This window comes from bacterium (genome assembly GCA_040754625.1).
Lineage (GTDB): Bacteria > JACRDZ01 > JAQUKH01 > JAQUKH01 > JAQUKH01 > JAQUKH01.
Window position 1 is genome coordinate 1 of record JBFMCF010000096.1, and the last position, 11,892, is coordinate 11,892.

10 protein-coding genes and 2 pseudogenes are annotated in these 11,892 nt (G+C 36.2%); all 12 read right to left on the reverse strand.

The annotated features are described in order from the left end of the window. Positions 1-114: 114 nt before the first annotated feature. Positions 115-1,611: a hypothetical protein gene (locus AB1498_08685; protein ID MEW6088365.1), complete on the reverse strand. Its 1,497-nt coding sequence runs from the start codon at positions 1,609-1,611 to the stop codon at positions 115-117. A 50-nt stretch (positions 1,612-1,661) separates the two neighbouring features. Then, positions 1,662-1,955: pseudogene (locus AB1498_08690) on the reverse strand (transposase). Positions 1,956-1,969: 14 nt separating this feature from the next. Then, positions 1,970-2,230: pseudogene (locus tag AB1498_08695) on the reverse strand (integrase core domain-containing protein). A gap of 268 nt (positions 2,231-2,498) precedes the next feature. Further along, positions 2,499-3,785 (reverse strand): ISNCY family transposase, encoded by a 1,287-nt coding sequence (locus AB1498_08700; GenBank protein MEW6088366.1) that lies wholly within the window; start codon positions 3,783-3,785, stop codon positions 2,499-2,501. A 158-nt stretch (positions 3,786-3,943) separates the two neighbouring features. Continuing rightward, complete coding sequence (locus AB1498_08705) at positions 3,944-5,281, reverse strand: O-antigen polymerase (GenBank protein ID MEW6088367.1); 1,338 nt, start codon at positions 5,279-5,281, stop codon at positions 3,944-3,946. Positions 5,282-5,501: 220 nt separating this feature from the next. Next, on the reverse strand, positions 5,502-5,792 hold the full coding sequence (locus AB1498_08710) for a helix-turn-helix transcriptional regulator (GenBank protein MEW6088368.1): 291 nt from the start codon (positions 5,790-5,792) through the stop codon (positions 5,502-5,504). Continuing rightward, complete coding sequence (locus AB1498_08715) at positions 5,770-6,123, reverse strand: type II toxin-antitoxin system RelE/ParE family toxin (GenBank protein ID MEW6088369.1); 354 nt, start codon at positions 6,121-6,123, stop codon at positions 5,770-5,772. Before AB1498_08715 ends, AB1498_08710 begins: the two co-directional genes overlap by 23 nt. Positions 6,124-6,198: 75 nt before the next feature. Next, the gene (locus AB1498_08720; GenBank protein MEW6088370.1) at positions 6,199-7,428 is read right to left on the reverse strand and encodes a putative nucleotide-diphospho-sugar transferase; all 1,230 of its coding nucleotides are present in this window, start codon (positions 7,426-7,428) and stop codon (positions 6,199-6,201) included. Further along, positions 7,425-8,258 (reverse strand): hypothetical protein, encoded by an 834-nt coding sequence (locus tag AB1498_08725; protein MEW6088371.1) that lies wholly within the window; start codon positions 8,256-8,258, stop codon positions 7,425-7,427. Before AB1498_08725 ends, AB1498_08720 begins: the two co-directional genes overlap by 4 nt. A 16-nt stretch (positions 8,259-8,274) precedes the next feature. Next, positions 8,275-9,546 carry a flippase gene (locus AB1498_08730; GenBank protein ID MEW6088372.1) on the reverse strand — a complete coding sequence of 424 codons (1,272 nt, stop codon included), beginning with the start codon at positions 9,544-9,546 and terminating at the stop codon, positions 8,275-8,277. 189 nt (positions 9,547-9,735) lie between these two features. Beyond that, positions 9,736-11,034, reverse strand: a complete 1,299-nt coding sequence (locus AB1498_08735; GenBank protein ID MEW6088373.1) for an O-antigen ligase family protein — start codon at positions 11,032-11,034, stop codon at positions 9,736-9,738. Positions 11,035-11,052: 18 nt separating this feature from the next. Continuing rightward, on the reverse strand, positions 11,053-11,832 hold the full coding sequence (locus AB1498_08740; protein MEW6088374.1) for a Wzz/FepE/Etk N-terminal domain-containing protein: 780 nt from the start codon (positions 11,830-11,832) through the stop codon (positions 11,053-11,055). Between the last annotated feature and the right edge of the window lie 60 nt (positions 11,833-11,892).

Below are 11,892 nucleotides of genomic sequence, written 5' to 3' on the forward strand. Positions count from 1 at the left end.
TACCAGGATAAACTGTTCATAGCTTGTAAGTTGTTTCACGAAAGCTCCTCCTTTTTCCAAAGATTTCTCTCTGGAGGAGCTTTTCGTCTTCTTCGGGCTATATATTAAAGGATTTCAACAGAACCTTCCGTTATTAGTAATTCTTACTGGAACAATTTGCTGTGTGACCGGATATAAATGAGTTGGTAAGCCGGCCAATAAAGCTGCGGTACTATTGCTGGTTCCAAGAATTGTCGGAAGATAAAGCGTAACCGATTTACCATGCCTATCATATTTTACTACTCCTGTAATAGACGAAGTACACCCTATAAGGGTCGCCGTAAATGTTGAAGTCGATAATTTTCTTGCTAACACGACTGTTGAATAGTCATCATTTGTATAAAAATCTATCGCGCTTGTGTTGTTGTACAATTGTCCAGTACTGTAATTACCTCCACTTTTCATTCCAACTGTTGCACCAAGATCAACTTCCCAATAGTCAGGATTTGTTAAATTCTGTGAACTAACACTAAAAAAATTTCCTGTTATCTGTACGCCGTAATTATAGCCATCGGCATTGAGTTCAATGGCAGGTAAAACTCCATCTCTTGCATTTTCTTCAAAGTAATTACCAACAATTGACAGTCCCCTAAAGTTACCTCCTTCTATTACAGTTCCAGACAGACCCTCAATCAGGTTACCTAAATATCGTACTCCATTTACAGGATGATGAGCGGCCGAAACTGTTCTAAAGAAAGCCCCTCCCGCTTCAACCCAATTACCAATGAACGCGATGTCATAACTTTCTGCATTAACTCGGATAAAGTATCCTGACCAGTACTTAATATAGCAATTGCTGAATATAAAACTTTGCAAATAAATGTTAGATACTAGACATTTGATTTTGTCGAAAAAACAACTAATAAACTTTATTCGTAAAAATTTTTCACCGTGCAAAACATATGCATTTCTTGAAGAGTCATCAACTCGAAAAGTTAAATTTTGAAATTCTATGTTTTCGCTTAGGGGTCTGGTGGAAGAGTCATCCAAAGTGCTTGAAAACATGTTAATTGGGCTGGTCAGATAGAGAACGCTCGCCCCGTTCCCGATAAGCTTTAATGTTTCATGCGTCGTGTCCACTGGACGATCAATATTAATAGTCGAACCAATATGATAGATTCCGGATGAAAACCTGACTGCTTGAACTCCAGCTAAGGCTGCCGTAATGGCTTTTTGTATAGAGCTGTAGCTTTCAGAGCCATCTCCCTTAGCCCCCCACCACTCAGGATAAATTTCTTTTACACTGCCATTTCCGAAGACCACGGGACCATCTCCTGTAAATGCCTGATAAAGCCCGCCCGAGAAGGGGCCGTTGATAGAGAGAGAGTAAGAATTATTAATGGATCCGGGACATTCCATAATGATGGAAATATTTGTAGGAATTGTAGCTTCAGATGTCATAATCGTTGCGGAATCAATAATTAACGTTTTATTTGCCGCGCCTATTGTTGTAATAGCATCATTAAGGGATGTAAAGGAACTTATTTTTAGTGATTCAGCCTCTGATACCTTAATAAATGTAACAAAAAACATAAAGAAGACGGCTGCAAATACCATTGATCTGATTTTCATAATTACATCTCCTATGTTAAAAGTTAATTTAACCTGTTCTGAAGCCCTGTTTATACGGCTCCAGCTAATTTGAATTTATTAAAATCCTCAAACACCCAATCGTTTTTCAGGGTGCGGTAAATTATTGTGAGAAATTTTCTCGCCGCAGCGATGATCGCTTTGCCACTGCCTTTTCTTGCTTTTATCTTAAAGTAAAATTTCCTCAAATATGGATTGTATTTTATCGCTATCAGATAAGAAGCCAGTTTTTTGTCGTCCTTGAAATCATTCACATTACCAATGGTATTCAAAAGAATCGTTGCCGATATGTCTCCGATTCCTGTCATCGATGTCAGATTCTCCTTTCTATTTTGAACAATTAAGTGGTCGGGTTTGTCAAGACCAATTCTCTGCCACAGTTAAGATGGAAAACGTTTGTCATTAAAGGCCGGCCTTTTTGGCCTTCAATGTTGCCCTGGGAATAAACCTGCCAAGGTGTCCTGTTATCAAGAGACTGATGAAACCTTTCCTTGTTGTAAAACTCGAAATATTCCGTTAATCCAAGTCTGGCTTCCGGGATCGTCCGATAGTCCCGCAGATACACATTTTCGTATTTAACCGTCCGCCAGAGCCGCTCAATCACCTCTTTTACTATTGACCTTTTGAACCAAATCCAAAATATATTTTTGTATCATACCTCCCCCCAAGCAATTTGTCAAGAAAAATTTTAGACTTGTCAACCCAATTTAGAAATGTCCGGTTTTTACTGTTTTTTGTTTTTCTCTTTTCTTTTCAAATTTTAGATAGATAATCATATTTGTGGAGAGTGTGGGTAACTGCGGAGCGGTTATCCAAGTGATGGGGATAACATCTTTTCGTTATCCCCAGAACGGCACTATCCACAAATATCAAGCGGCTTTCTTTTCTTTCTCAAACATCGCATTTATTGTTCGCCGCCATGAATAATCAACCGGCATTTTAAGCTGCTGGACAATTTTCTTTTCAGGCTTTACCCGTTGTTTGACTTTTACCGCTTCTTTTTTTACAGGAAAAATCTCTTTGTATCTCAGTCTTTTCCCTTTACTTGTTATCGAAACTGAACCGTCCACGCGCTCATTTACCGTGACTTTTCTGGCAGGGATACAATCCAGTATCTGATAGAATTTTTTGTCGTGATTTACTGTGAAGTCATTCCTGACTGCTCTTTCTGTTTTTACGCAAAGAATATCGTCTAAATTGAAACCTTTGGGTATATTACGATGTAAATCTGTCTCTTTTTCAGCTTCTACCGAGAATTTTTTGTTGAATTTAGGCATATATTTTCTTAAGAATTCGTTCGCTTCTTCCATTGAACTTATATTTTCCAGTCGCATTTCTTTTATCAACCGATCCTGCAGGGTATTAAATAACCTTTCCACTCTTCCTTTTGCCTGCGGGCTGTTTGCGTGTATCACTTTTATCTCGAGTCCCTTCAATGCCCGTTCATACTGGCTTAACAGCGCCTGTTTACCCGCCAATTCATCTTCTATGCTTAATTTCCCGGTCGATTTATACGTTGAATGCCTGTCTAAATAAACGCTGCGGGGAATCCCGTACCGCTTTATATATCTTTTCATTAAGTCCATCGCTGGTATCGTTCCTTCGTATTCATAAAATCTGCAAAATATTTCTCCCTTTGCGTCGTCTATAAAGGCCATCAATACCATCTTTGGCCCTCTGCCTTCAAGCCAATCATGATGAGATCCATCCATCTGTATCATCTCCCCAAAATATTCTTTCCGTTCCCTCCATTGCCTGTGTTTCCTGCCTTTTCGACGCCCTTTGTATTCTATACCTTCTTTTACAAACCATTTTCTAAGGGTTTCATCGCTTATTTTTATTTCATCTCTTTCACTTAGTTTTTCCATGCATAACGTCGGCCCAAAACCAACATATTTTTCTCTGCATTTATCAAGTATCTTTCCTCTCCATTCCCTCGAAAATTCCCTGTTTGACTCTCTGCCCCGTGATTTATGTATTAAACCTTTTTCCCCTTCTTCTTTTACCCTTTGCACTAATCTTCTTATCTGACGATCGCTTATTTCTATCTTTCCTGCCGCTTCTTTTTGGGTTAGATGTTTTTTCATTACCTCATGTATTATCTTGACCCGTTTTAACTCTTTTTGGCTCATTATGATATTGTCCTTTCCTGCCATCAATGTCCTCCTTCCTGGAGGCATTTTAGCACCTTCTTATTAGGACATTATCATATTGGTATTACAGAAAAATTTTAGACTTTGCCAAACTCTTAGTTGTATCCATTTTTTTTGGGGGGGCCCTGACTCGTCAGTAATTTAACCGTCAATTGGAATGGCTAATTATAAGTTTCTGAGTTTTTGGTAAGCTTACTATTTACAAGAAGTATAATGTATAATCCAAGTCCATTTAGAAACATGTATCTCGCCAAAAATACGCTAAAGAGATATGACGTTACTATAAAAACTATTGATGTAATGAATACAACAGACGCAAGCCGTGAGTTTTGTCGTGAAAGAAGTCTATAGAAAAATGCATGCACTACCAGTCCAAAACAAAAGATAAATATAAAAGACCCAAGCCCTCCGAAATCATATATTAAGCCGCGAAAAATTGTAAAAATATTCGTTTCAAATACATTATCAAAGTGGCCCGTTTCCATATATATTCCGGGCGAGAAGACCCTGGTAATTCCAAACGTGTTAAAGATAGACGCAAATGTGTAATATCCAAACGAGTTGAAATCGTCCAAAAAAGTAGAAACCGATTCCATCCCAACATAAAACGAAAAGAAATCTGAAAAAGCATATATTTCCCCGAGCGTGTATGAAGTTATCGCAAATCTTAACAGACCAATGGTTCTACTCAAATTACCGGAATCAAAATACCCCTCTCGAGAAATAAATGATATCAATACAAGCGGGAGTAATAAAAATATAATACCGATACTTTTCGGCATATAGGAAATTTTAAACAAATTAGTCTTGCCAGCATATATTTTCATTAAAAGAATTGATGCCAAATATAATGAGCTGGCAACAAACAAAACAAGTTTTGATGATTGTGTAACCATGATGTACAAAGCCGGAGTCAATGAAAGAGCAAGAAAAACCATTTTCCATGAGCGTGTTTTTTGAGAATAAGAAACAAAACCACCAAGGACTGGTGCTATATAGGTAAAAAACACACTTAAAGTACCTATGATTCCATACTCTAAACCCTTAGTTCCACGCATCGCAGCGAAGCGACCACTCGTAGCGATGGGATCAAAAAATATTGATTTAAGGTCATACCCGTTCAGAACCATACTGTAAGTTGAAAACACAATCGATAACACAATAGAAATATATAAACAGCAGCGAATAAATTTACTGTCCAGTTGAGGTTCACATACAGATTTTTTAGTTTCATTCGCCTTGAATGCGTTCGACCAATTGAATGGTAATGCGCTCAGCGAAAATGCCAACGTGCAGAGAAATATATATAAAATAGAAAATGGATTAATAGGTACATTAAATAATATAACTAATGGGAAAAATGTATATACGAACCATGCAAGTGAAAATATAGCGGCAGGGATAATGTACGTACCAACAGCAAGCCTTATAACAAATGCCTGCACAAGCATCATTACGCTGAATACTATAGCCAACAGTTTATACTCAAATCCATACATGTTGATTTACCTATCACTAACCGCGATTGTTATATTTCCACAAATCCCGATTTTGCCTGTAACTGGACAAATAAACCAGGAGCCTTGAAAAATTATAGAACCTGTTTGGGCCAATCAAACGCAAAACGACCCGCATTACCGAGTATATAATTTTAAATTTATTTTCTCCCGTTTCGCAAGCTGGTTGTTATCCCCCAAATTTACAATCCTTATACTTAATTTACGCCGCCTTAAAACTAATAACCACTTCTTTCCCTAAAGCATGCGCGATTTTATGCAATAATTTCAACGAAGGCACCCTTGTATCCGTGCCTTTTTCTAATCTGGCAATTACCGGCTGGCTGGTCCTGGCTTTTTGGGCAAGTTCTTTTTGGGTTATACCCTCTTTCTGCCTGATTTTCATAACAGCTTTTGCGATTCTATTTTTTATCAATTCGTCTTCGTAATAAATTCTGAATTCTTCATCTTTTATTTTTTCTTTAATTACGTCATCCAATAAAAGCGTTTTCATTTTTTAATACCTCCATTAAGCGTTTTGCCGCTACTTTTATTTCTTTATCCGGCGCCTTTTGCGATTGTTTTTTGTAAGAATGCAGCAAAACCATTATATTCTTTTTAATTGTTACATAAAATATTCTATATCCTCCGCCAATACTTCTTATTTTTATTTCCCAAAGTTTACCATCTATTTGTCGGAATTGAACTCTCGGAGATTCAAGTCCCAATTCCTGTATATTTTCCAAACACCCTAATATTTTTGCCTGATCAGTTTTTTCTAAACTATTAATAAATTCTAAAACAGGAGATTTCCCATTTGCACTTAAGAAAAATTTTATTTTCATATCTTCTATTTTTTCTATATATTATACCCATTTGGATATATTTGCAACTCTTATTTTAAAACACATGCAAAATATTTAGTATTTCCACAAATCCCGATTCTGCCTGTAACTGGATAAATAAACCAGAAGCCTCGAAAAATCATAGAACCTGTTGGGGCCGATCAAACGCAAAATTGTCCGCATTACCGAGTATATAATTTTAAATTTAAATTTATTTTCTGATATCTTGGAATAGCCGCTTGGTTTATACGCAGATGAATGGCCTTTCTTTTCAAACAGGAAATTCTTCCTCGCGAAGCTGCCGACAACGCCGTTTGAGTCGAACGGATCGTGGCCGGGAGGCAGTTCTTTTAAAATACACGCGTAAGCGCGGCGAAGCGTCGGGGATATATATTCCCCGCCGGACATATAATCAAACCCGTATTTTATCGATTCCGCTCCTGTTTTTTTCGCGGAAAGCTTTTCCCCGTAGGCAGTGCCCAATTCTAAAAGGTCCGGCCGTTTTACATTTTTTTCGTATAAGGACCTTTTATTCAAATATTCCGGATCCGCGCCGTCAAAATTACTGAAGTGAAAAAAAATGAGAGGATAAATTTTATTTACAAGATAACGGCCTTCACTATCCTTTGTTATAAACCTCTCATATGAATTCCACGCGGCAGTATTATAACCTAAATTAAATGAAATATATATATCCTTGAATAAACAAGGCGCGATAGTAACCCACTTCTGGTCCGTGGACAACCCGAATTGGGACTCCATAAAACTGAACTGCAGGCACCTGTTAGACCACCACTTTAAAAAAGATACTCCTTCCAGGGAATTTTTTACCGCGTAAAAACCCAGGTTAAACGAACCAAATCTCATCATAGCCATATCGCTTTCTGAAAAATTGTCGGATTGAGGTGTTGTATAGTGAGGGGTTAAGACTACTGAATGACCGTCTAAATCACATAAAACAGGTTCAACTGAATCATATAAACATGTATCAGCATCTAAAAATATTACCTTTTTAAATCTTTCAAATAATTTTAAGGTAAGATACGGCTTAAGGCTGGTACTCAATTCTATGATATCATATTTAAACGCCAGCTCATAAAAGTCCGGAATGCCGACATCTTCAATCCAGACTATATTGGCTTCAACAGCAGAAAGATCAATAGTTGCCTTCTTATCAATAAGATATATTATTAACTTTATATTATTAAATTTTAATACCGATTCAGCAAGCACAAGCGCTTTAGGCATATAAGCTAAATTACAAACTGTAAAAATCGCATATTCCTGTTTTTTATCCGGAATCACTTTAATATCCTTTTTTTGGGCCCAAAAACATTAATTACCCTGACCAAAATTTGCCAGTAAATATACCCCGCGAATGAACGAATAACCGCGTAAGAGAATAAGATGTTCCCGCTTTTAATTGAGGCAAACAGCAATCTTATGCTTGCAAACGTGGTATCAAAAATCCGGTTAAAAGAATACTCGCGTAACAGCCTTTCCTTTCCAAAGATGACATACTTAGCATCAGGCTGTTCCGACTCATGGTCAAAACCCGGAGTTTTTGAACACTCGCCGATCCTTAAATTATTATTATTTGATCGAAGGCAAAATTCATAATCCACGCAATCAACAAAATATTTTTCATTATGCCAGTTTATTCTTTTTAGGTTTTCGAGAAAAAATAAACTCCCGCTGCTTCTTGCCAGCAAAACATCTTTAAACATAAATCTGTTCCCGGTAACTAAATCCCCATTTTTTTGTGTACCAAACACAATCGCGCTGTAACCGGATATTAAATTGGTGTTGTTAATATAAAAATCTTCAACAAAATCCAAAGTATTACAATCAAATACCGTGTCCTGATCAAAAAATATTAAAGCAGGATATGAATCATAATACGCCTGGGCGCAAACAGATGAAATTCCAAAACCTAAACCCGCGTTTTTCCCACAAGTAATATATTTGGGAGTATTCGCATTGAATTTCCGGCAAAATTGCCTTATCAATTCATCTTCCGGGCTGTTATCAAAAATATATATTGAAAACCCTGATGTTATCGCGCTTTGTAATCTGAGCGTCAGGTCTATATTTGGTTTGTAAGTAACCATTCCTATCGCAATTTTTCTATTCACTCTTATTCCCTTTAAATTACAGTGACGTATATTTTTTCGCGTACATAAGTAAAATCATCAAATCGGCACCGGCCCTTATAACCCAGATGACCGCGGCTCCCGGCAATCCAAAATACTTTAAAAACATAAATAAAAGGGGAAAATAAAATACAAATTCTCCTAAATGTAAAATTGTGGTCATCTTGGCATTTCCTGCCGCTTGAACCGCGGCATAGGGGATTTGAGCTATGCCATTAAAAAATAATCCAACCGACAGAATAGAGGCAATTTTCCAGGAGTGTTGAGAAAAATCCCTTCCTAACCAAAGTGTTAAACCCCAATATGACCCGACAGCAATACTCAGGCATATCGCAAACATAGTAAGAGATGTTATTTTCAGGCTCTTTTTATATACGTTCTCAGCTCCCCTTTGATCCGCGCTCATCATAGAAGAAAGCCTTGGAAACAAAGCCGCTGCCAACGCACCGGGAATAATCAGAATACGAATTAAAAAATCAGAAGGCACAGTGTAATACGCGATTAAACCGGCACCTATCACGGATGAAATAATAAACCTGTCTGCCACCACCATTAAAGGGCTTACAATATTAGACAAAGTCATCCAGGCACCAAATGAAAGCAGGTTGGATATCTCTTTCTCACTGCACTTTACCTTAATCCAGTTTATAGGCAACTTTTTATGCACTAAACATATATGCGCGCCTAATATCATAAACCTGGCTGCGATTAAACTGAACACTATCATATTAAGCGATGGTCCAAAAGCCATAACGCTTAAGACAGGTAACCCGAAATTAGCAAGCCCGAATAACAACCGCAGCAGATTAACTGTTTTAAAGTCTTCGAATGCTTCCAATACGCCTTTTAGCCCTGTTGTGAGAGTAACCATCGGGATACCAAATGCCACGATCAACAGGGAGTCAACTGTGTTTTGCTGCAGCGCCGCGCTGACATTCAGCCACTTAAAACCAAGCGGATTTGCCGCAACTGCTAATAAAACACCCCCAAAAGCCCCAGTAACTAACGTAAACAGCATCCCTGTCTTAACTAAACCAGATAATTTCTCAATTTGTTCTAACGCGCGATTAGCCGCGACTTGTTGAGTAAGCGCGCGGCCAAGCCCGAAATCAAAGAGGCTAAAATATCCAATTAAAGTCCATACAAGCGTAAGAATGCCGAATGCCTCTACTCCAATTTTATTTAACAAATACGGGATAGTGACAACACCCAGCAGGAATGGAATACCAGCCCCTGATATATTCCACAGCGTATTACGTTTCAATGACATTTAAATGCTCTCAAAAGTGTGATAATGATTTACCTTAATAACGCGGAGATGTTAACATAAAAAGGCTATTTATGTCTATTTAAAAATTGAAGATTCTTCATAAAAAAAACATAATTAACTGAGCCATCGGGGATTTTTTTTATTTCCCGAAGGCTCACATTTGTTTTAGACCCTTCGTCGCTTTGCTCCTCAGGGTGAGTGGTCGAAACACACCGACCCCTCATTTAATTCCTCTTGTTTTTTAACAATATTTTCAATAATAAATATTAAAGCGATATTAAACCATAAAAACATTGAAATTTTTTCGTTTTTATTATGGTTAGCAAAAAATATTGTAGTCTGTGAACAAAAAAAGTATCCAACCAAACTCAGCATTATGCCATCAAGTAAATTCTTTAGTTTAATATCTTCTATTTTATTCCTCAACTCAAAACACTTTCTAAAAGAAATAACAATAATTATCAAAAAACTAACCAGGCCAATTATTCCGTTTTCCGGAGCGATATGCAAAAATATATTATGCGCGTGCCAGCCGCGCGGCCATTCTTCTTTCACCTCAACTCCTTTATACTTCTGAACAACAACATCATATGTGCCCGGTCCTGTTCCAAAAAATGGAAAATCTTTAATCATTTTTAAAGAGCTTCCCCATGTAGGGAGCCTGTCTCCAATACTGTCTTGTTTAAAATTTGCAATAGATATAATTCTCGTTTTAATACTCGCGGGTAATATTAAATATAATAATACGACAGTCAATAAAATTAAAAGGAAAAATTTCCAATTTTTTAACACCCTGTTGTTAAGAATAATTAAAAATAAAAAAACGCCCGTAAAACCTATCCAGCTGCCGCGGGAATAACTAATTATTAAACCCATAATTAAAATAATTAATCCCAGTATAAAAAAAATCGAGGCGGCTGTTTTTTTACGGTAATTCATAAGAAAACTGATTAAAATAGGTATCAGGAGCACTGTCACGGCCCCAAATTCAGCACGGCCGCCAAAACTATAATAATTACGATTCCAGTAACTTAATTGCATTTTTATATGGTGATAAATACCACGGCTGACTGAATAAAGAACAGCTATTATTAAAATAAACAGTATTGCCTCCAGTTTGTTTTTATTATCAATATTATTTATTAATAAATAAGCCATGCCTATGTGAAGAAGAAAATCCCGAAAATATAAAAAACTGACCTTTGGCTGGGAAGAAAAAATTGAGGCGGATATAAATGTTATTAAATAAATTAAGACAGGAAAATCTAAATCGGTCTTTTGAAATTTAATTTCTTTATCAATAGCTTTTCTAATAAACCAGAATAATATTGCGGCAACTAAAATATTTTTCAAACTATGAAGGCTTATCATTTTACTGCCGACAGCAAAATCAAAGCCAATCCCGCCCATTACACTTATAAGCAATATGATTAAACTTAAAACCAAAATATCAAGAAATGTTTTAAAATTAATTGAAGGCATCATCATTAAAATACCCAACAAATTCTATCTACCCGGTTTTGTCTTTTCCCAATTTTCAGCCAAAAGAGCATAAGATATGCCGGCCATTAATGCCACAAAACACGAAAATACAATTATTGGTACTTTTTTTGGAGAAACCGGATATTTTGATTTAACAGGGCCGTCAATTAATTTAAACTCTTTATTAACAACTAATTGTGTTTCCAATTGAAATTTTTGAAATAACAAGTCTCTAATCTGCACCTTATCATCGGGATAAGCCAGGGGCGATACATTTTCCCTTTTAGCTAACGCGTTTTTATCCGCGCTAAGTTTGGTTTTTTCAATCAGGTTTTCAACTTGATAAATCTGATTTCTTATTAAATCAGTTTGTCTATTATAATTTGAATTCCCATATTCAATATAAACACTGACTATTTCCTTGCATAAAGAATATGCAATATCATTATCTTTTAACCTGACCTTTAACATAAATAAATTACTTTCTTTAATATTTTCTAATAAAATCATTTTTTTTATTTCATGTTCTTGTGGAATTCTTAAGCCTATTTTTTCAAAAATCGGATTTAAAAAAAGTCCCGACCTTATTAGTGTTGACGCTTCCGGATAAGTTATAATCGGCACATTTATATAACCATTTTGTATAGTTGCTTTTACCTCATAAGTTTTGGGAATAATAAATATTATAATACTCGCTAAAACCATTGCAACAAGAGCTGTACTTAAAATAAAAGTTTTTCGTTTATTAATAATCTGAATAAAATCTATAAGGCCGATTTCTTCATTATATTTTGGATTTAACATTTATTAATTACCTCCTTTTTCAAAAGTCACATCTTGCAAGTTTTAGATTTATACTTATAA

What these genes read in the sequence shown, in the direction of transcription:
- AB1498_08685 (MEW6088365.1), bottom strand. Translation starts at nt 1,611, where the DNA reads ATGAAAATCAGATCAATGGTATTTGCAGCCGTCTTCTTTATGTTTTTT.
- AB1498_08700 (MEW6088366.1), bottom strand. Translation starts at nt 3,785, where the DNA reads ATGGCAGGAAAGGACAATATCATAATGAGCCAAAAAGAGTTAAAACGG.
- AB1498_08705 (MEW6088367.1), bottom strand. Translation starts at nt 5,281, where the DNA reads ATGTATGGATTTGAGTATAAACTGTTGGCTATAGTATTCAGCGTAATG.
- AB1498_08710 (MEW6088368.1), bottom strand. Translation starts at nt 5,792, where the DNA reads ATGAAAACGCTTTTATTGGATGACGTAATTAAAGAAAAAATAAAAGAT.
- AB1498_08715 (MEW6088369.1), bottom strand. Translation starts at nt 6,123, where the DNA reads ATGAAAATAAAATTTTTCTTAAGTGCAAATGGGAAATCTCCTGTTTTA.
- AB1498_08730 (MEW6088372.1), bottom strand. Translation starts at nt 9,546, where the DNA reads ATGTCATTGAAACGTAATACGCTGTGGAATATATCAGGGGCTGGTATT.
- AB1498_08735 (MEW6088373.1), bottom strand. Translation starts at nt 11,034, where the DNA reads ATGATGATGCCTTCAATTAATTTTAAAACATTTCTTGATATTTTGGTT.
- AB1498_08740 (MEW6088374.1), bottom strand. Translation starts at nt 11,832, where the DNA reads ATGTTAAATCCAAAATATAATGAAGAAATCGGCCTTATAGATTTTATT.